Source organism: bacterium SCSIO 12844 (assembly GCA_024397935.1).
Classification (GTDB): domain Bacteria; phylum Pseudomonadota; class Gammaproteobacteria; order Francisellales; family Francisellaceae; genus M0027.
In genome coordinates this window covers 1,040,201-1,061,975 of record CP073743.1, presented here as the reverse complement: position 1 = coordinate 1,061,975, position 21,775 = coordinate 1,040,201, and the positions used below count along the sequence as shown (strand labels likewise).

The 21,775-nt window shown below is 31.6% G+C and carries 22 protein-coding genes; 13 read left to right on the top strand and 9 right to left on the bottom strand.

Features of this window, described 5'->3' with window-relative positions:
- Positions 1-205: 205 nt before the first annotated feature.
- Complete coding sequence (locus KFE69_05145; GenBank protein ID UTW43482.1) at positions 206-1,240, bottom strand: hypothetical protein; 1,035 nt, start codon at positions 1,238-1,240, stop codon at positions 206-208.
- Between the two features lie 250 nt (positions 1,241-1,490).
- Between KFE69_05145 and KFE69_05140 the strand changes: the two genes are divergently transcribed.
- The 8 genes from KFE69_05140 to KFE69_05105 all read left to right on the top strand — a co-directional run bounded on the left by KFE69_05140 (position 1,491) and on the right by KFE69_05105 (position 9,475).
- Positions 1,491-2,390, top strand: coding sequence for a hypothetical protein (locus KFE69_05140; GenBank protein ID UTW43481.1), 900 nt, complete (start codon positions 1,491-1,493; stop codon positions 2,388-2,390).
- A gap of 291 nt (positions 2,391-2,681) precedes the next feature.
- The gene (locus KFE69_05135) at positions 2,682-2,927 is read left to right on the top strand and encodes a recombinase family protein (GenBank protein UTW43480.1); all 246 of its coding nucleotides are present in this window, start codon (positions 2,682-2,684) and stop codon (positions 2,925-2,927) included.
- The gene (locus KFE69_05130; protein UTW43479.1) at positions 2,920-3,201 is read left to right on the top strand and encodes a hypothetical protein; all 282 of its coding nucleotides are present in this window, start codon (positions 2,920-2,922) and stop codon (positions 3,199-3,201) included. Before KFE69_05135 ends, KFE69_05130 begins: the two co-directional genes overlap by 8 nt.
- Positions 3,202-3,368: 167 nt before the next feature.
- A complete protein-coding gene (locus KFE69_05125; GenBank protein UTW43478.1) occupies positions 3,369-4,163 on the top strand; it encodes a DNA/RNA non-specific endonuclease in 795 nt (264 codons plus the stop codon).
- 106 nt (positions 4,164-4,269) lie between these two features.
- Positions 4,270-6,450 (top strand): hypothetical protein, encoded by a 2,181-nt coding sequence (locus KFE69_05120; protein UTW43477.1) that lies wholly within the window; start codon positions 4,270-4,272, stop codon positions 6,448-6,450.
- Between the two features lie 110 nt (positions 6,451-6,560).
- Positions 6,561-7,565, top strand: coding sequence for a multidrug DMT transporter permease (locus KFE69_05115; protein ID UTW43476.1), 1,005 nt, complete (start codon positions 6,561-6,563; stop codon positions 7,563-7,565).
- 9 nt (positions 7,566-7,574) lie between these two features.
- The gene (gene rbsK / locus KFE69_05110) at positions 7,575-8,483 is read left to right on the top strand and encodes a ribokinase (protein UTW43475.1); all 909 of its coding nucleotides are present in this window, start codon (positions 7,575-7,577) and stop codon (positions 8,481-8,483) included.
- A gap of 8 nt (positions 8,484-8,491) precedes the next feature.
- The gene (locus tag KFE69_05105; protein ID UTW43474.1) at positions 8,492-9,475 is read left to right on the top strand and encodes a biotin--[acetyl-CoA-carboxylase] ligase; all 984 of its coding nucleotides are present in this window, start codon (positions 8,492-8,494) and stop codon (positions 9,473-9,475) included.
- A 53-nt stretch (positions 9,476-9,528) separates the two neighbouring features.
- Here the strand turns inward: KFE69_05105 and KFE69_05100 are convergent, their stop codons facing one another.
- From KFE69_05100 to bioB, 7 genes are all read right to left on the bottom strand, one after another.
- Entirely contained in the window at positions 9,529-9,864 is a 336-nt protein-coding gene (locus tag KFE69_05100) for a type II toxin-antitoxin system PemK/MazF family toxin (GenBank protein ID UTW43473.1), read from the bottom strand.
- Positions 9,861-10,115 carry an AbrB/MazE/SpoVT family DNA-binding domain-containing protein gene (locus tag KFE69_05095; protein UTW43472.1) on the bottom strand — a complete coding sequence of 85 codons (255 nt, stop codon included), beginning with the start codon at positions 10,113-10,115 and terminating at the stop codon, positions 9,861-9,863. The genes KFE69_05100 and KFE69_05095 overlap by 4 nt, the downstream gene beginning before the upstream one ends.
- 80 nt (positions 10,116-10,195) lie before the next feature.
- Complete coding sequence (gene bioD, locus KFE69_05090; protein UTW43471.1) at positions 10,196-10,876, bottom strand: dethiobiotin synthase; 681 nt, start codon at positions 10,874-10,876, stop codon at positions 10,196-10,198.
- A gap of 20 nt (positions 10,877-10,896) precedes the next feature.
- The gene (locus KFE69_05085) at positions 10,897-11,640 is read right to left on the bottom strand and encodes a methyltransferase domain-containing protein (protein UTW43470.1); all 744 of its coding nucleotides are present in this window, start codon (positions 11,638-11,640) and stop codon (positions 10,897-10,899) included.
- The gene (locus tag KFE69_05080) at positions 11,627-12,358 is read right to left on the bottom strand and encodes an alpha/beta hydrolase (GenBank protein ID UTW43469.1); all 732 of its coding nucleotides are present in this window, start codon (positions 12,356-12,358) and stop codon (positions 11,627-11,629) included. The genes KFE69_05085 and KFE69_05080 overlap by 14 nt, the downstream gene beginning before the upstream one ends.
- On the bottom strand, positions 12,355-13,518 hold the full coding sequence (locus KFE69_05075; protein ID UTW43468.1) for an 8-amino-7-oxononanoate synthase: 1,164 nt from the start codon (positions 13,516-13,518) through the stop codon (positions 12,355-12,357). Before KFE69_05075 ends, KFE69_05080 begins: the two co-directional genes overlap by 4 nt.
- A gap of 3 nt (positions 13,519-13,521) precedes the next feature.
- Positions 13,522-14,517: a biotin synthase BioB gene (bioB, locus tag KFE69_05070; GenBank protein ID UTW44013.1), complete on the bottom strand. Its 996-nt coding sequence runs from the start codon at positions 14,515-14,517 to the stop codon at positions 13,522-13,524.
- Positions 14,518-14,624: 107 nt separating this feature from the next.
- Between bioB and bioA the strand changes: the two genes are divergently transcribed.
- From bioA to KFE69_05050, 4 genes are all read left to right on the top strand, one after another.
- A complete protein-coding gene (bioA, locus tag KFE69_05065) occupies positions 14,625-15,950 on the top strand; it encodes an adenosylmethionine--8-amino-7-oxononanoate transaminase (GenBank protein UTW43467.1) in 1,326 nt (441 codons plus the stop codon).
- 102 nt (positions 15,951-16,052) lie between these two features.
- Positions 16,053-16,334 carry a type II toxin-antitoxin system RelE/ParE family toxin gene (locus tag KFE69_05060; GenBank protein ID UTW43466.1) on the top strand — a complete coding sequence of 94 codons (282 nt, stop codon included), beginning with the start codon at positions 16,053-16,055 and terminating at the stop codon, positions 16,332-16,334.
- Between the two features lie 14 nt (positions 16,335-16,348).
- A complete protein-coding gene (locus KFE69_05055; protein ID UTW43465.1) occupies positions 16,349-16,630 on the top strand; it encodes a HigA family addiction module antidote protein in 282 nt (93 codons plus the stop codon).
- Between the two features lie 251 nt (positions 16,631-16,881).
- Positions 16,882-18,243: a hypothetical protein gene (locus KFE69_05050; protein UTW43464.1), complete on the top strand. Its 1,362-nt coding sequence runs from the start codon at positions 16,882-16,884 to the stop codon at positions 18,241-18,243.
- Here the strand turns inward: KFE69_05050 and KFE69_05045 are convergent.
- Positions 18,237-19,493, bottom strand: a complete 1,257-nt coding sequence (locus KFE69_05045; GenBank protein ID UTW43463.1) for an MFS transporter — start codon at positions 19,491-19,493, stop codon at positions 18,237-18,239. The genes KFE69_05050 and KFE69_05045 overlap by 7 nt on opposite strands.
- Before the next feature lie 436 nt (positions 19,494-19,929).
- Here KFE69_05045 and KFE69_05040 point away from each other — a divergent pair, with 436 nt between their 5' ends.
- Complete coding sequence (locus KFE69_05040; protein UTW43462.1) at positions 19,930-21,762, top strand: peroxidase family protein; 1,833 nt, start codon at positions 19,930-19,932, stop codon at positions 21,760-21,762.
- Positions 21,763-21,775: the final 13 nt, after the last annotated feature.

Below are 21,775 nucleotides of genomic sequence, written 5' to 3'. Positions count from 1 at the left end.
AAAAATCATAAAAGCTATTTATAAGCTATTTCATTTTGGCAATTAAATATTAAAGCACAAACGGAAGTTCTTTTATGTTCGGGGTAATCAATGGTTAATCTATTTTTCTCACTATTGAGTTTAATCACACACCCATACAGTTCTAAATTTTTTAAAGTTCACTTACACAGCTCAGTACCTTTCATTAAATTTATCCTTATTTTTCCTATATATTGGTTAAAGCATAAAAAGAGGCAGCCGCAAGCATTAATCCCGCACTGTAGACCAAATAGGGAGGTGATGAAGATTCTTGATTATCTTGTTTTAAAACTGGTTCACTGTTGGAATTTTGAGCCGCTTGACATTGATCATCACCAATGACTATTTTCTTATCTTTTTTACAATAATTATGATACTCATGAACAACTTCATGCTCAGCAATGACTTCAATATTTTTTTCATGAAAAATTTTAAATAAGTCTTCAATACCACCAATAGTACTGATATTTGGATCTTGAAAAAAACCATTGCCAGAAATATTAATGCGTTTAACAGAGTCAGGGAGTGCTTTTATTAGCTGAACTATATTTTTAATACCAAAACATAATAAATCATTTTTTTGAAGATCAACTGATTCAAATCTCTCATCAAGCATTTTGAATTTTTCTATTATCAAATCCTTATTATCACTATAATGACCCAGCTGACCTATAAGATAAAGTTTGTTAGCACCAGGCATATTATCCATTTTTTCCTTAAATGAATTTTTGTCCATATGTATAAAACTATGACAATTCAACGTTAAGCAGTTGTATTTTTGGTATAACGGTAAGTATGAAGCACGATGGCTACAGAGTGTCATATTTTTATCTATAACATGTTTCATTAACTCAATGCTGGGCTCATACCCGTCACAACTAATATTATAAAAATTAACTTGCTTGATAGAGTCAGGCAAGTTATTTATTAACTGTCTTTGCTGCCCCTCACTAAGCTGTTGCAAAACAGTTCCACTAAATTTAATAGATAGGATATGTTTAGGCAGAAGCTTTTCTAATATTTGTGGAGATTCTATTAATTGGAGATAATCATCCAAATTTCCTTTAAAAAAAACTGCCGAGACATGCTTAGAAATACCTTCTTTTATACTCTTACAAAACTCTTCATCTTTTAGACATTTTAAAGAAAGTATAATTGTCGTAACTTCCTTAGGAATATCACTAAAATCTGATATTTTTTTTACTTCCTTTTCTTTAAGCATAAAATTACTCCATTGATTTGCTTTTTTAATTCGGAGACATTATATTGAAATTTTAATTGCATGTATTGACTTGTATTGTTTCAAAATAAACATAACGAGCTAAACTAAATTGCCCTTCAAAACGAACGTTTTATGGAACATTTAACGGATTTGATAAAATTGTAACTAAGTCTATTAATTTTATGATATTTGCTGAGTAATTATCAAACTATACTTAAAAATAATTAATTTAATGGACTTAAAATATAATATGAAAAAATATTTACTTGATAACGTTTATCTACATTCCAATTCAAATAGTACTCTTTTGATAAAGATAGACAAGTATTGTATTCATACCCAACCCATAATATTTATGAGTTCAAGCAATTTTAAAAAACATCATCAAACTGCATATATTGAATTTGAAGGGATTCAGCAGGATTCAATTCTCTATCTTGATGGTAACTATGGAACAAGAGATAAATTAAGAAAAAGAAAGTTAGTAGAAGATATTTTGTTAATTGGTTCAATCCTCACGGGTTATAATTGGGGACTAAAGTCAAGAAGAAATTATAAATGTTATCCTTTGCAACCAATATCAAGGTTAAAAGAACTCCGTATGGAAAATCAAAGTGTAATAGAATCTCATTTTAGACAACTATTTGAGAAACTTTTCGACAAAAATTGGCAAGTTCAATATGAGAATGGATTTCATCTTAAAATGCTGTTTAATCATGCAAATATACCTAATACAGAAGCAAGGTTTCTCTCCAATATGGTTATTTGGGAATGGTTATATCCACATGAGAAAAACCCTAAAGGCGCTACTCCAAAAGATGAATCTAATAATTTAAAAGAAATCATTAATTTTATTCTGAATAAATATTGGCCTAACAACTATCAGGCACAAAATAATAATATTTTTCATGCCTTACGAAACCAGATAGCTCATTCAGGCAAACTTCCGATAGATAGGCAAAGAGAATATGTTGATGATTGGATGAGGGAAATACCATGGGATGATTCTAGTGGGATTAACTTACAAACCTATTTACGTTTTTTTGACAAATTGACACAAGTAATTGTTTTAAAAACTCTTGGTATTAATGCAGAATACTTGTTAAACAATCAACTTAATAAATTTTTAGAAAATGGAAGTCTAAGTTAAAATATGAGTGCTGCTTTAGAACAGTTTTTTTCTGTAACTCACTCTAAAAAAGGATTGTTAATTTTTTTACAAGAATATTTTCCCATAATGAGTCCATTTTGATCACGCGAGAAAGTTGCGTATGTCATAGTATTAGGTATAAATCTAATTTCATGACTTAGATCACCCTTACCACTAAAATCAACAACTAAGGCATTAATATCAGTTTGAAGTTTAGCTTTATGCCCATTTAATTTTAAATTATCAACATCTACAGCTAGTAGTAAACTTGTTTTTCATATATTCGGTGCAATGGCAGATTTTGAGCGCAATTTAATTAAAGAACGTACCAAGGTTGGACTTACTGCTGCTCGTGCTAGAGGCCGTTTGGGTGGTCGTAAAAAGGGATTATCAGATGAGGCCAAAAATAAATCAAAACTAGTTTATAAGTTATATAAGCAAGGTGATATGACTGTTACTGAAATATGCAAATCACTAAATATAGGTTCAAGAGGTACAGTTTATCGCTATATAGAATGGGCAAAACAACATGATTAAAATATCTGGCAGACATAAATCAATTCCAAGAGAAATAAAACGATCTTTAAGTAAGGTCTTACCATCAAATACAAAAATTGTAATGAATGATATTTGCTCTTGTCGCCATACATTTACAGTAGGTGCTTTAAAAATAGTGAATAATCAAAATAATTCTTTAACTCTTAGAGGATACTATGGAAGTGGCGTTGTTAATCTCTTTGTTAAGTTTACGACAACTGATAATAAGCAATTGGCAATAGATAAAATTAACAGTAATTGGTCTGACATATAATACTCTATCCTTTTCAATCAGCCCTATCAATTAAAACAAAGTAACCTCTTAGAGGATGTAAAAATGCCGTCAATAAATTAAAAAATAGACGCTTAATAAAAAAATATTATCCATTTAAATTCAATCAAGTAGAATTAATTTGAATTTATAAAGATGGAATATCTAAAATGAAAAAAACAATCGTACTATTATTTTTCCTAATATTTAACATCTCTCTTGCCGATACACAATCTGTAACTACCCTACCCCTTATTACTAACTACTGTCATAACTTTCTTAAATATGGCAATCCTGCTAATGCTAATCTTTATTTGTGTCGTGAAGGTTATATTGTTGACTACAGCTATGATACTAAACAACCTCGTTGGGTAGCATATAAATTAACTAGCAAATCAGTTAGCAACAAAATCAAACGCCGTGATGATTTTCAACCTGACCCTGCCGTTCCTGCTAAATATAGAGCAGAGCTATCAGATTATCGAAAATCAGGTTATGATCGAGGTCATCTAGCACCTTATGCTGCTATGGATTTCTCTAAAGAATCAGCTAAAGAATCTTTTTACCTTTCAAATATGTCTCCTCAAAAATCAGGACTTAACCGCCAAGGCTGGGCAGAATTAGAAAAAGATGTTAGATTCTGGACTGGTTATAAAAAAGAAGTTTATGTCTACACTGGCCCAATATTTAAAAATTCAAAAAATCATAAAACAATTGGTAAAAATAAAATTCTTGTACCTGAATACTTCTTTAAAATTATCTATGCGCCAATAACAAATGAGGCAATCGCTTTTGTTATGCCTAATGCCAGTGTTAAAAAGAAAAATGTAATAAAATACAGAGTCTCAATTGCTAACATTGAACAAAGAACAGGACTTCAGTTTTTAACCGTCTTGCCCACAGAAAAAAGAGAAAAATTAATCAATAACGTATCTAAAATGTGGCGCACAAGCTATAAGTCATAAACCATAATACCCATTTAATAATCAGCAATATCTTTTACATCACAGCAAAAATTATTTACAATGCTTCAGATTACTTGGAGTTAAATTAAGCTAAGGGGCGTAGCAAATGAATCGATCAATCAAACTAATCTCAGCATCTATCATTACAGCATTATCATCAACTGCACTTGCAGATTGTCTATTAGATAGTGCATCACCTGGTTGGATTGGAATCATTAAATTTCACTGTACTGAAGATACGAATTTAGATAAAAACCCTATTTCCTTTGATTTAAGCAATCATGTAACGATTAGCTCAATATGGGGGTTACCAGCTAATGCCCAATATACTCAAAATAATAATCATTTTTCAGTTACCGTTAAAAAATGGTGGCCCAAAGATCAGGCATATATTTTACCTGCCAATCAAGTCGCTACATTACAATTTTCGCCTTCTAGTAATCAATTTGAAATTAGTAATTTTCATGTTGGCTCTAGTGAACCAACATCACAAGCAACAATAAAAATACAATTACCTCAAAAGCCAGAGTATATTACTGATAATACTTTAGCTGATGTCATTATATTAGAAAAAGACACTCAAATTGCTGAAATTAATAATAAATCTTGGAACTCAACAACCTCCATTCCTGTTGAATTCTCTTCAGATTCACAAAAATTCTCAGTTAGTGTACTTAGCCTTAAAGGTGGAACAGGCTATGCTGAACCTGCAACATTTACTTTATCAAATACCCAAGTACAGAATGTTTCAATTAATTATATTCCACCTATCCCACCTAAAACGGGTAATTTATTGGTTAATGTTTCAACTAATGGTAATACCCCATCTATTGATGCACCTTATTCTTTAACCGATAACTCAGGTACAATTATCAAATCTGGTTACTTACATCAAGGTAGCAATCATATAGATCAATTAAATGCTTCTGACTTAGGTGTAAATTACATACTTAAAACACCTAATTTTATTGATAACAATACAAACTATCAAGCAGATAAAACAACTCAAAACGTTACAATTACAACAAATAACACAACAAGTAAGAATGTACACTATATTGGTGTAGTACTACCTAATGAAATGGTTAATATAACAGTCAAAGATTTCCCACAAGATGATCAAAATCAATTAATTGTAACACTTTCAGATAGCAATAGCGCTGATAAAAAAACCATTACGATTACCAATAATGGCGCCTATTCTGTCAAAATACCTCAAAACCAAAAGACTTGGACTTTAACTGCCTCATCGATTAATGGCTACATTGCATCGATTGAACCTAAAACATTTATAGCAAATAAAGAAACACAGTCGGTTAATATTACCTATACGAATACCCCATCGAATACTGAATTAATGCCATTTAAAGATGTCACTTACAACATGGTATGGTCAACAACACCTGCGCATTCAAACTTACAAGAAATAGCTGATAACTCAAATAACTATTCATATATTTTAGCTTTTATTACTCAAAATGCCTGGAGTCAAAATTGTTTTGCTGCCTGGGGTGGCTCTCCTTCATTAGCATTAAAAGATAAGTTTTATGTTAATGATGTTAACTATCTTAAATCAAAAGGTGGTAGTATTGGCATATCATTTGGTGGCGAAAATGGTTCATCAGTTGCGAGCGCCTGCACTCAAACAGAATTGGAAAATGTTTATCAAGAAGCAATCAATATGTACCAGCCTACATTTATTGACTTTGATATCGAGGGTGGGGCTTTAGGTGATACTGAGGCGAATACTAACCGACTCAATGCACTAAAAGCACTACAACAAAAAGACCCAAATTTAAAAGTCTCGTTAACACTACCCGCTAATATTGATGGCTTTCCAGCTCAAGCCATTCAAATTATTAAAGATGCTAAAGCTAAAGGTGTTAATATTTATGAATATAATATGATGACAATGGCTTGGTATGCACAAAAATTACCTGGTCCAATCGCTGATAGTGTTATTGCTGCTGCTAATAAAGGATTTGAACAGTTAAAAGCTATTTTTCCAAATCTACCTGATCAAACAATATGGTCTATGATCCGCTTAACACCTAAAATTGGTGTTGATTATGACCAAAGCATTTTCTATCCAAGTGATGCAACTAAAGTAGCTCAATTTGTCAAAGACAATCATTTAGCTGGCGTTGCTTTTTGGTCGGAAGATATAGATCGAAATCAAAATAAAACAGGTAATTGCGGTTTAGGCGCAAACCCTAATTGCTCTGGAATTGATCAAAAGCCATATGATTTCACACATGCTTTTTCATCTACTTTAGAGAATAACTAAAATAAAACTCAAATTATTTAATCCTATTAATCACTATGCTATACTCACCCCACTTAGTTAATAATATGTTTTATTAACATACACTCACCTTATGTGAAAAGGGAATTTAGATGTTTGTACTAGAGTCATACCCAATCGCTGTGTTATTTTGTATTATCACCATGTTATGCTGGGGTTCTTGGGCTAATACACAAAAACTTGCAACCAAATCCTGGCCATTTCAACTATTTTATTGGGATTATGCCTTAGGCATTCTTATTATTTCCTTTGTTATTGGAATTACCATGGGCAGCTTTGGTGATGCTGGACGTTCATTTTTTAATGATTTATCCCAAGCATCAGCTACGGCAATAACTTCAGCATTTATTGGTGGTATTATTTTTAATTTAGCTAATATTCTACTAGTTGCTGCCATTGATATTGCTGGTATGTCGATTGCCTTTCCAATTGCCATTGGGTTAGCGCTTGTGATTGGTGTTATTGTTAATTATATAGAAATGCCAATTGGTAATCCTTTATTAATATTTACTGGTGTTGTTTTAGTTACCTTAGCAATTATCTGCACAGCACTTGCTTATAAGCGCATTAGCTCAATTCAAAATACAAGCGTTACCAAAGGGATTATTATTGCCATTATCTCTGGGATTTTGATGGGCTTTTTCTATCGCTTTGTTGCAAGTAGTATGATTACTAACGTTTATCAGCCACAAAATGGCTTGATGAGCGCTTATTCTGCAAGTTTTATTTTTGCAGTTGGTATTTTTATCTCTAATTTTATTATTAATGGCTGTATGATGAAATTTCCCATCACAGGTAAAAAACTAAATTTTAAAGATTACTTTTGCCAAGGTAATCTTTGGCTACATTTTATTGGTATTCTAGGTGGTATTATTTGGGGAATTGGCTCAACACTAAACTTTATTGCAGCTAATCTTGCAGGCGCTGCTATTTCATATGGCTTAGGCCAGGGTGCTACGTTAATTGCTGCCATTTGGGGTGTATTTATTTGGAAAGAATTTTCATCTGCTCCCAAAGGAACCAATAAACTATTAACACTGATGTTTTTATTATATATCGTAGGTTTAGCATTAATTGTGATTTCAAAAATTATTTAAGGGTTGATTATGTCCATTGTTGTTATCGGTAGTTCAAATACTGACTTAGTAGTCAAAGTACCGCATATCCCTTCTGAAGGTGAAACTGTTTTAGGTGGCAAATTTAATATTCACAAAGGTGGTAAAGGTGCTAATCAAGCGATTGCTGCTGCTAAATTAGGTGCAGATATAACATTTGTTGCCTGTATTGGTAAGGATGAATTTGGGAATAATGCAATTAACAACTTTAAAAAAGAAGGTATTAATACTGACTATATTTATCGTGAAGGTGAAGCTTCTGGTGTTGCATTAATAGCGGTAACTGATGAAGGTAAAAATGCCATCTCAGTAGCCCCAGAATCCAATAGCCTATTATCCAAAAAGCATATTGATAAAATTAGTACTTTACTTGATTCTACAGAAATTGTACTAACTCAAATGGAAGTACCTATTAAAACCATAGAATATTTAATTGAAAAAAATAAGCATACACAAGCAAAGTTAATTGTTAATCCAGCCCCTGCTATTGCAATAAAAGAATCACACTATCAATCTATTGATATCATTACACCCAATGAATCTGAAGCAGAAATATTAACAGGTATTAAAGTAACCGATGAATTAAGTGCATTTCATGCTAGTGAAATATTTAGAAAAATGGGCATTAACGAGGTGATTATTACATTAGGCGCACAAGGTGCTTACTTATATAATGATGATCATCAAAAATTAGTTCCAGGGTATCAAGTTGATGCAGTTGATACTACTGCTGCTGGTGATACATTTAATGGTGCTTTAGCTTATGCATTAATTCAAGGTAAGTCTACTTTAGAGGCCGTTAAATTTGCTAATGCCGCATCAGCTATTGCTGTGACCAGAGCAGGAGCTCAAAGGTCAACACCAAGGCTTGAAGAAGTTTTAGCGTTTTTAGAAAATTAAGAGATAATATGAAACAAACACCTAAAGCATTAATCCAGTTTTGCAATCTTTTAAGTGACCTTCAGATTCATGATGGTAATGCAATTGGTGAAAAGTTAAATGTTTCACGCACAGCAATTTGGAAATATGTTAAAAAATTACAAACCTATGGTATAGAAATTGATTCAATTAAAAGTAAAGGCTATCAATTTAAACAGCCATTATTCTTAATTGATAAAGATAAAATTGCAGCTTATGTAAAACAAATAAAAACAATCAATACCTTTGAAACGTTAGAGTCTACAAATGATTTTTTAAATACTTTAAAAACTGAAGCTCACGATCTGCCGATTATTTGTCTATCTGAGCAACAAACAAAAGGCAAAGGACGTTTTGGTAAACCCTGGTATGCACCATTTGGTCAAAATATTTATCTATCAATCGCTATCTCTCCTGATATTGATATTACCGAATTAAGTGGTCTTGCATTAGCTACTGGTATTGGTATTACTCAAGCAATTGAATCTACATGCCAATTACCTAAACAATTAAAGCTAAAATGGCCAAATGATATTTTTTATGATGATAAAAAGCTTGGTGGGATCTTAATTGAGGCTCAAGCAGAAGCGAATGGTCAATGCCGTTTAGTCATTGGAATTGGCATAAATGTAAATATGCAATTTGACAGTAAAGCTAACAAATCTATCACACAACCTTGGAGCTCAATTTATCAAGCAAGTCAAACTTATCAAGATAGAAACCTTTTAATTATTTCAATGATTGAGCATACACTAACAGTCATTGAAACTTATCAATTAAATGGATTAACACCCTTTTTACCTCAGTGGCAAGAAAGAGACTTATTATTTAACCAAACAATCGATATTGTAAGTGGCAAACATAGTTATCATGGTATTGCAAAAGGCATCAATAAGCATGGACATTTAAAATTTGAACTGCCTGATAAAACACTTAAAACCTTTGCCTCAGGTGAAGCAAGTATTAGGAAGTAACTGTCTAGATTTAGCAACAATTTTAACTGAGGCGCAATAAATCAACGCCTCTACTAGGATATAATTAATTGAGTTATTTGCAATATTTGCGCTACACATGTCTGTGGACATACTTCAATTTTCTTAGCATTTCTCGACTTATAATCAACTGATTTAACTTGATATGTTAAAATATTACCTTGAGTCTTACATTTTTTAGGTAAGTCCACTTCAAATTGATTATCACGTTTCGTACTGGTAATAGGTACAACAATTGCAAAGCCTGTATGCTCATTAAAAATTGTTTTTGATAATACAACTGCAGGCCTTCGTTTAATAATTTCAGAACCTGAACTTGGATGAAAATCCAACCAAATAATATCTCCCTGACTAGGAATATACTCCTTCAAATTTCTGTTCCTTCTATATGATCAGATATCCAATCTTCATCTTCTTCTAATACTTTAAAACTAGATTTAGGACTATTAGCAATCAATTGTTCAAGCGTCAATTCTTCTTTAGCTGGCACTAATATAATTTTGTTTCCTTCAACATGAATATCTAATTTGTCTCCTACATGTAAATCCAACATTTCAAGAATCTTCTTAGGAATACTAACAATATTAGCACCACCAGAGCGTCTTAAAGATAATGATGACATAATGCTAACCTCTATTTTATTTAGTTATACATAAGTATAACACAATCACTTAAAAAATAACATTATTTAGATAATTCACACTATATTATATCACTAACATCTTCAACAAGGTCATACTGCAAATTTACATGCTTTTGATTATAACCTACATGCGCCAAATAAGGCGCATCAATCAAACTTTGTAAGCTTTGAAGGTTTTCGTCTAGATAAGGCATTTTTTCTTCTGTTACTTCATTAGTGATAAAGCCAACTAATCGACAGCCTAAAGCTTTAATCGATTGTGCAGTTAAAATAGCATGATTTAGACAACCTAATTTCATCCCAACAACTAAAATTACATCCAATTTTAATTGTGCAATCACATTAGCTAAAACTTCATGCGCATTCAATGGTAATTGCCACCCCCCTGCACCTTCAATTAATTGAATATCAGAGTCATAAGATAAGAATTGATTAATACTATAATAAACATCAGCTGCAGATAGTTTTTTATTAACCAATTCTGCAGCAATATGTGGTGCAATTGCTGGTTGAAAAGCATAAGGATTTACTTGTTCATAGGCTAATTTAATTGAGGAATTTTGCTGCAATTGTAATGCATCTTCATTATTAAGCTTATTAGCATTTTTATAACAGCCAGATGCAATAGGTTTCATAGCAAGCGTTGATAAACCTTGTTGATTAAAATACTTTAACAATAACGTTGAAATGTAAGTTTTACCTACTTCTGTATCTGTACCTGTAATAAAAAATGAACTCATACAATTTTCCTTATATGCAATTATTTTCGTGCTATAAATAAACCGATTCGATAATCCAAAATATACTGATTTGCATATTTAAAATAATCATTTAAACTCTTTAAAGTCATAAGGCCAGAAATTGTTTTTTTCTGACTTATATTTGCACCAATGCCTTTAAGTGTTTGTAATGCCGCTAATGGCGTATTAAAGCTATATAATTTATAAAATTGCTCGTATGAGAGAATTGAAAATCCAGCCGACTTAAGCATCTCTAATACAACTTTTAAAGCCAAAAAACTTAAACTATTACACTGATTTAAATAAGAAAATGTGCCTAAAAGTGGTATTGAAAAAGCCAATATACCCTTATCAGATAACTGATAATGCATTGTCTTTAGAGTTAAAGCAAAATCGCTACTCCATTGAAACCCCATATTACAAAATGCTAAATCTAAAAGACCATCTGTTAATATAGATTTATTATAATCAGCTTCGATAAATTTAACTTGATAGCTACAAAGATGCTTACTTGCAAGTTTTAATGCACAATCTGCAATATCAATAGCATAACATTCATCTGGTAATATATGATCATATAGATATTGTGTACTTAAACCTACCCCACATGCAAAATCAGATACTACTGAAAAATTTGATCGTGCATTTAATAATTCTCTAGTTAGATACTCTAATGCCAATTGCTGAATCGAATTATGATTACTGTAAGTTATTGCAGCACGATTAAACGATTTTTTTACTTCATTTAAATTAACCTGCTGCATCTAAAAAGTCCTTAATTATATGAACTGTCAATTCTTGATGCGTTATAAATGGTATATGACCTGCCTGTTGCATTTTTTTAATCTGAATATTTACATTCAGATTTACTAACTGCTCTTTATTAATTTTTAAAATAGCATCCTCTGTGCCTAATATAAATAAGACTGGAATTGTTAATGACTGAAGCTTCTCTCTTAAGTCAGTTTCAAATAAAAATTTCAATAATAAATACCAATGAGCATCACTCTCATGACTAATATAGTTAGATATATTTTTATTAATTACAGGGTATGACACTAAATTAATAAAGCGCCTTAATAATTTAGTTTTATTATTTTCAAATAAAAAATAAAATTTTTCTTTTTCTAACTGATTAATTCCAAACCAATGATTTACTTTAGATTCTGAAAAAAATGGTGATGAATTTATTAAAATGACAGCATCTATTTTTTCTTTGAGTTTACTAGCAATCTCTAAAGCAAATAGGCCACCTAAAGACCAGCCTATAAGGATGTTTTTATTAATTTTCGATAACTTCAGTTGACTATATAATTGTTCAGTATATTGTTCAAAAGAAATCGTTTTATCTTCAATTTCAAAATACTCAATCAATTGAAAACTATTAAATTGACTAGCAATATCTGAAAAAATAGTTGTTTTAAACTGCCAACCTGAAATAAAAATAGCATGGTAGTTTGTATTTATACTTTGATCATTCATTTGCTTATAACTTCAATAAATTGAGCTAAATTTTCTAATAACTGACTAATTTGTGCCTCTGTATGCATAACATTTAATGAAATTCGAACTCTAGCAGTATCTGTAGGTACAGTTGGTGGCCTTATTGCTGATATTAAAAAACCATGACCTAATAAATAATTTTGTGCATCTAATACCGTTTGATTATCTTTAATTACAATAGATTTTATTGGCGTTAAATCTTCCGATACTACCTCTAAACCCAATTGTTTGGCCTTATGAATAAAAAAGAGAATAAGCTCTTGTAGCTTTTGTCTACGCCAGATTTCCTTTTTTACTAGGTTTAATGATGCTAATAATCCTTGTGCAATAAATGGTGGTAATGCAGTTGTATAATGATAACTTCTTGAAAATTGTAATATACTCTCTATGATTGTATCATTTCCTGAGACAAATGCGCCAATGCCACCAATTGCTTTACCTAGTGGAGAGACCAGTACATCAATCTCATTTTCATTTAAATTAAAATGCTCACAACAACCTTGACCATTACGACCTAACACACCAATACCATGTGCATCATCAACAATAAAAAGTGCAGCATTTTTCTTTACAATTTTTGCCATATTATTTAATGGGGATAAATCTCCTTCCATACTAAAAATACTTTCAGTCACAGCAATTTGAGCTTTATTATGCTGCATCGATTTTGAAAAATGATTCATATCTAAATGACGATAGCGATAATGTTTTGCTCTTGATAATTGTATGCCATCAATGATCGATGCATGAATTAACTTATCTGATAAAACGCTACTATGGCGATTAGCTAATGATGAAAACACACCTAAATTAGCATGATAACCGCTATTAAAAAACAATGCTTTTGAGCGACCAACAAATTCAGCAAATGTTTCTTCTAAGCGATATTGTACATCTGAATAGCCACTAACAACAGCTGATGCACCACTACCAAAACCATAACAATCTAAAGCATCTTTTAAAGCATTTTTCACTTGAGGGTGTTCTTTAAGCGATAAGTAATCGTTTGATGAAAAATTAATAATATGATCATTATCATGTATAAACACATTACCATCTTGCTTTTGTAATATCATTCGATTACGCCATAATTGTTTAGACTTATGACTATCTAATCGCTTAGCTAAAAGTTCAATCATAGATCAACTTTTACATTGGCTTAATGGCTTATCTGTAATATTAAACCCAAGTTTTTTTAATAATATTACATCTTCATCAACGGTTGCATTAGCAGAAGTTAAAAGTACATTACCATAAAAAATTGAATTCGCACCAGCAAAAAAGCAAAACGCCTGCATTTCATCAGACATTTGACATCTACCTGCTGATAGACGAATGACAGAGGTTGGAAAGACAATTCTTGTAATTGCAATCATCTTAATAAAATCAAAATGATCCATCTCTTTTGTATCTGCTAAAGGCGTCCCTTTTGTTGCAATTAAGCGATTAATTGGAATCGACTGAGGACTCTGTGGTAATAATAATAACTGTTCAAGAAAATTGACTCGATCATCAATTGTTTCACCCATACCCATAATGCCACCACAACAAATATTAATACCTGCATCATGGACATGTTGTAATGTCTGTAGTCGCTCATCATAGCTTCTAGTGGTAATAATCTTTTTATAGAACTCTGGTGATGAATCTAAATTATGGTTATAAAAATCAAGGCCTGCTTCTTTAAGTGCATCGGCTAATGGTTTACTTAAAGTGCCTAAAGTCATACAAGTCTCTAAACCTAATGCCTTAACTTCTTTAATAATCTCTATAATCTTTGGAATTTCTTTTTCAGGAGGATTTCGCCAAGCCGCTCCCATACAAAAACGTGTTGAACCATTAGCTTTGGCTATTTTTGCTTTTGTTAAAATTGCTTCAACACTCATTAAGTTTTCTTTTTTAACATCGGTATTATAGTGACCACTTTGTGGGCAATAGGCACAGTCTTCAGGACAAGCACCTGTTTTAATACTTAATAATGTTGCCCGTTCTATCTCTTGTGGATTAAAATGCTTTCGATGGACACTAGCTGCTTGATAGACAACCTCTAAAAAAGGTTGATCAAATAACTGCCTAATTGTTTGTTTGTTATATTGACTATTTGTATTATATTTATTTGATTTTTCTTCAGTTTGTATACTATCCACGACTGAAACTTCCTAAACCATCTAATGATTGTTGATTGGCTGATTCTATGGTAAGGTAAGTCAACAGTCAACCATAAATTTTTACAAGGTTAACTTAAATGAATCAAACTATACATCAAAAAACACATAATACAATCTGGCACCCATGCTCGCAAATGAAGGACTATGAAATCTTTAAACCCTTAGTTATTGATCGTGCGCAAGGTTGTTATATTACATTAAAAAATAAACAACAAATCTTAGATGCAATTTCAAGTTGGTGGTGTAAGTCATTAGGTCATAATCACCCAAGATTAAAACAAGCACTATTTAATCAAGCAGAGCGATTTGAGCATGTTATTTTTGCGAATACAACTTATGAAACCATCGTTAATCTATCTGAAAAACTAACAAATATTTTGCCAGGGTTATCAAAAACTTTCTATGCTGGTGATGGTTCATGTGCTGTTGAAATTGCTATGAAGATGAGTATTCATAGTCGAGTTATCAAAGGTGAAACCAAACGCACGCAGTTTATAGCACTTAAAAATGGTTATCATGGTGAAACAACTGCAACATTAAGTGTCAGTGATCTTGGTATTTATAAAGATGCTTATCAATCTATGTTACTTGAGCCTATTATTATCAACCATATACCTTATGTTTCAGGAGAAAATGACCCACTTTGGCATAATGCAGAAGAATATTGGTTAAAAGCATTACCTGAAATTGAAAAATATAAAGATACAGCCACTGCGATTATTTTTGAACCAATTTTACAAGGTGCTGGTGGTATGCTTGTTTATAGTCCTGATTTTCTTAAACGACTTGCAGCATGGGCTAAAGACAATCATATTCATTTAATTGCTGATGAGATTATGACTGGCATTGGTCGAACGGGTAAGTTTCTTGCTTGTGAATATGCTCAGATTAAACCTGATTTCGTCTGTTTATCTAAAGGTTTAACATCTGGTTGGCTTCCGTTTAGTTGTGTGATGATTACTGATGAGATTTATGATTTATTTTATGATGACTATGACAAGGGAAAATCATTTCTACATTCACATACTTTCTCTGGTAATGCACTAGGTGCAGCAATTGCATTAGAAGCGTTAAATATTGTTAAAGAAGATAATATTATTAACCATGCTAATGATATGGGTAAAATTATGAAAAGCCATATGGAATCGATTGCTCATGAAACGCAAATGGTTCATAACATTCGCCAAGTTGGCGCAATGACTGCTTGTGATTTAAAAGTTAATAATCCAAAAGAAAGGCTTGGATTTAAACTCTATCAAATTGCCGTTAAAGAAGGCATTTTACTTAGGCCTTTAGGTAATACTATTTATTGGCTACCACCATTGATTGCTGATGATGTGATTTTAGAAGAATTAAAAATCAAAACCCTTAAGTCTTTAAATATATTAAAGGCTCATGTTTAATCTGATATCATTTATGTAAATTGTAAAGTTACACTTGACGTTTTTTATTTATTTCAATATACTTATATTAAAATGAATCTAATATTAAATTTAAGTTAGATAATGATTAAAAGTTTCAAACATAAAGGCTTAAAGCTATTTTTTGAAACAGGAAATACAAAAGGTATACAAGCAAAACATGCGTCTAAGTTAAGGCGTATATTAGCAACCTTAAATGCTGCTGTGCTCCTTGAAGATATTTCTAACATACCTTCATATAAATTTCATGAATTAAAAGGTAATAGAAAAAATCAATATTCAATTATGGTAAGCGGAAATTGGCGTATTACATTTGAATTTGAAAGTGGTAATGTATACCTGACAAACTATGAAGACTATCATTAGTGAGGCTATTAATTATGACTATGCATAATCCACCGCATGTTGGTGAAGTATTAAGAGAAGAATTTTTTAATGAGCTTAATTTATCAATTACTCAATTAGCAAATATTTTAGAAGTCTCACGTCCAGCGCTTTCAAACCTATTAAATGAAAAAACTGGTATCAGCTATGAAATGGCAATTAAGTTATCTCAAGCATTTAATACTTCTGCTGAGTTTTGGATCAACTTACAAACACAATATGAACTTTGGCACTCAAAAGAAAAAATGAAAAATATCAAAATCAAATCAATTGCTTAATACTCTTTCATCTATTAACAATTTAATTAACACAGACTAAAACCAATTTTAAAACTACAAAGTGAAATATTGCTCTTTTATTTTTTGTATGCACAATCATCAAAAACTTATTAAATTAATTATATACAACTGATTTATAAACAAAAAAATTAAAACAAACGCTACTTAATTTATGTAATATTTTTAATATATACAACTTTTATAAGTTATCTATAATGATCAAGTGTAAATATTTAAAAGAGGATATTAAGATGTCAGGATTTAGACAACTTCATCAAATTCAATCACTTGTTTTTGGTCTTTATAATACACTTCGTATAGCTGATCAAAATACTGACAGCAAAGAAAAAGGTAGACTTATTGAAGATTTACAAACAAGTGTATTAACATTATCCGCAGCTATTGATCAGTTTTATTATTTATATAATCAACATACCCATCAAGCTAGCGATACGCCATTATTTGAACAACATGCACAAATAATTAGTCAGCTACTTGAACAGACGATATATATACTTTCACACACCAATCATTTTTATAGTACATCTACATCTTTTAAGGCGACAAGAGCAAGATTAGAAACAGAAACTGAGCGCTTAAAACTTTATGATATTGAAGATTTAAAAACGATTGAAACGATATTAACTGATATACAACGTATTATTACCAATAAAGAGAATGAAGATGATAATACCATAAAAACTTTTAAAGCATCGCACACTCAATTTGATAAACACGATACCCTACGCTCACCTTTTTTTTTTAGCCAAATTTGTGATCAACAGTTACCTAAACAAATTCAAACAGCTGATCAACCAATACAACCAATACAACCAATACAACCAATACAACCAATACAACCAATACTTAATGTAATCCCCAAACAAAACTATTTTTTTATCCAAAGCTTACACTTTGAACTATTCAATGCCCTTGAGGTTGCAAGAAACTCTACTAAAAATCCTGAAAAAATACAGCTAATTGATGATTTACAAAATTCATTAATATCCCTTTATGGAGTACTATATAACTCACTTTCTCAACCTCAAGCCCAACATGATCAGATTTATGATAATTATGCAAAAGCTATGGAACGTCTTTTAGAACAATCAGTCTATATACTAGCTCATCACAATGATAATGGCCCACACTTTAAATATCCAGACTCATTCAATGCTGTTAGAGATCGATTAGAAGCAACTTCAAGCTGCCTTTACACCTTCTTTGGTATAAACTTTAATATTGAAGGAACTTTATCTGATATCAAAAATGGCTTCAAAAATGAAAATATTGATATTTTTGAAGAAGCTTACGCAAAAATTGAAAAAAGAAGAGCACTAGGCACAAGTGATTCACCTTATTTTTTTGAACACTGCCGTGAATTTATAGCACAACTACAACCTGTTATGGGCCAACCAGTTGATACTTATTCTCAGAAAATACCGCCTCAAGCAAGTGCCCCACCAGTAAACTTTTCCACTACACAGCAACTACCATCATACCCTCCTCCAAACTTCAATCTAAGTGATCCTGCACCAGCACCATTTTTTGAACAAAGAGGAAGTGTACAGCAGCAACCTAAAGAGTTTTCACCTACTGCTGATTATCAATGAACATTCACAACCTCATCATCTTTCTGTAAATGACAACTACTCACTGACTTTCTAAATAAACATAAAAGCCATAAGCTAATAACGAACCCAACAATGGTGATAATAAACGGTAGATTAATACTTAAATCAACTAACTCACCGCCGACAAAAGATGTAATAGCAGCACCTGAAGTAAAGAGTGAAACTGTAATTCCCATCACCCAACCTTGTTGGCTTTGATCAACACTATTTGAAAATAAAGAAAGCATATTCGTATAAGCTAATCCAAAAGCTAGCATAAATGGTACGGCAATAATAAATGGTACTAGCCATGTTTTCACTGTAATCATTAATGTTACTGAGACTGCCATAATTGCTAGGCCTAATATTACAGTACTTTGGTTAGACATACGCTTTGCAAAGACAGGTACAAGAAAGCGACTACTTAATGCCATTGAAAAACCTAAAACCAACATCAAAATACTATTACCTAATGTCGCAAACCCATATACCTCAAATAAATAAAGCGGTACAAATACATAAAAAGTATTAAAAGCAAACTGCATAATAAAAAAGACGATAGATAGCTTTCTTACTTTTTTTAATTTTACCATTGGTGCAAACTGAGTAAAAACACTTAAAATCTCTAACTTAAATCGACCTTGAGCTTTTTTCTCATCATTAAAATACAATGCTAATAAAACAAGGTTAATTAATGTAATGGCTAAAATAATAAAAAATGGTGTTGCACTATTAAATCCATGATAAATTTCTTTACTTGTAAAGACACCACCAATGACAGGCCCCATTACCATTCCAAGTGAAAATGCAAACATAATAAGGCCTAAATTCTTCGTTTTATGCTCATCATCACTAATATCAATAATCGCAGCTTGTGCAACAGGTTGACTACCTGCTGTTAACCCTGAAATTACACGTCCAATAATTAATAATGTTAAGCTTTTAGCATAAATGGCAACAATGGTTAACCCATAACCTAAGAAAAGACCGATAAGACAAATAACCAATGATTTTTTACGGCCTATCGTATCTGATGTTTTTGAGATATAGGTTGCGCCAAAAAACCATGCTAAGAAAAAAACAGCAACAACAATACCATAATCTAAATGGCGCCAAAAATCAGATGTGCCTTTAGCAAGAAAATAAACACTTGGATCCATAATAATGGTATTTAACACTGGAAATAATAAACCAATCCCAGCAGCATCAATAAATACAACTAACAATAATGAAAATAACGATTTTTTCATATAATTACCTTTCAATTCTTAAAGTCAATATATCATAAAAATAAATGATTAATTTTACATATAAATTATCCATACAACACCGTCAAACTACAGTATAGCCGTATTTTGATTAATTTTTATAAACAAATATTATTTTCAAAATAATAAATTATTATAATTAAAAATACCTTGAAACAATATATTTTTTACATTTTGCAAAAAATATTATTTATTAATAAGTATTTTTTATTAATTTATAAAAAACAATAATATTAATAAATAGTAAAATACGCTATTGCAATATTTTATTAAATTAGATTTTTAATTAACTAACTCTATCAGCTAGTAATTCAAAACTTTCCAAAATTACAAGCTCAGTGATTGTCTAACCATTTTTCGATATTACTGCTTAACTTATTATTATGCCCCTATCATAAAGCTCTATAAGGAGACTCTCATGAAGAAAATCATCATTGCATTTTTTTCAGCATTTTTGATATTACTATCTAATAGTTTATATGCTGAAAATAGAACACTCGATGGTTATGGAAACAATGTTGATAACCCTACATGGGGTGTCAATTCAATGCCATTTTTTAATTTTATAAGCCCTAATGTTAGTATCTACTCAAGAATGGATCACTCTAGTTTAGGTATCTTAGATAATGCCTTTATCGATGGATTCAGCCAACCTGCACGACCAGAAATTCATGGTCATACAAATGTTCGCGTTATTAGTAATTTACTCTCACAAACTGATGGGCCAATTCCTGAACCACTTAATATAAATGATCTTGCTTCTTGGTGGTTATTTTTCATACACACAGATACTGCTCTAGCATTGGCTGATCGAAGCAATCCGGCACCAATCCCTGTTCCAGTAGGTGATCCCGCATTTGATCCTGACTCTGAAGGTGGTAAATTCCTTGAATTTAATCGAATGGTTACTTTAGCGACATTTGGCATATCACCAGTCGCTGATACAATCAATATTCCATCACCATGGTTAGACTTAGATGTTGTTTATCATCCAATGGAAATTAACAATCGAACTTTACGTACACTTGAAAATGGTAAAGTTCGTCTGCAGCCCGCTGCAAATGGTGAGATGGTACTACCTACAATGGGTTATTTAAGAGAGGTTACCAATACGCCTAATGCCTTCCCTATTGGTCCAGATTTCTTACCTGATGAATCTCCTGTTGCATTAGCATTATTTACACTCGGTACCGTACCTAGTACACTACTTTTAAGAGAGCATAATCGTGTTGCAACGATCTTAAATGACTTACCAACTAAGAAGAAATTAAAAGTTGGTTTACCTGACCCGACTACAGTAACTGTTCAAGAATATGATGAAGCTATATTCCAAATGGCAAGGAAAGTAGTTGAAGCTGAATATCAAGCAATTACATACAATGAGTTATTACCATTAATTGGTATTAAACTACCACCATACTCTGGTTATAAAAGTGATGTATTCCCTGCTATGTTGGTAGAGTTTATTACTGGGCCATTTACCTTGCATACAACACTACATGCATTAGGTCAACGCTTAGATAAAGATGGAAATTCAATTGTTGATGGCCCAATTGATAACTCTGCTGATCCAATGACCTCTGATAGCGCATACCATAACTCACTTGATGCTGGTATTGATCCTATTTTAAGAGGCCAGTTAGTTACAGTTGCTGAAAAACATGATTTAAAATTAGTAGAAGAACTACGTAGTATTAATCCACAACTACCGTTCCTTGATTTTAAATTAAATGACCTACAAGCAACACATATTAATCGTGGACGTGACAGAGGCATACATGACTATAATACGACTCGTTTAGTCTTAGGCCTACCAGCTGTTACAAGCTTCTCTGAAATTACCAGTAATGTTGAGCTTCAAAATAAATTAACTCAAGCTTATCCAATGGGTGTTAATACCATCGATCCAATCGTTGGTATGCTAGCTGAAGATCGTGTTAAAAAGACTATGTTTGGTGAAACAACAATTGCATTATTTGATAAGCAATTTCAAATTTTAAGAGACAGTGATCGTTTCTGGCATCAAAATTTGATGAATAATAATAAAGAGTTTAGAAAATTACTGAAAATGCTTGGTTTTAAAGTCGTTAAGAAGAAAGGCACATGGGTTCTAAAAAGAAATATTGCAGGCTTAATCCGTGATAACTCTAGTGTTGGTAATAAAGATGACTTTATTAAAGTTAAAAAGCATACCAAAGCATTTAAGACAATCAAACCTAAATCAAAACATAAAAATAAAGATGAGGATTAAACTTAATCTTTAA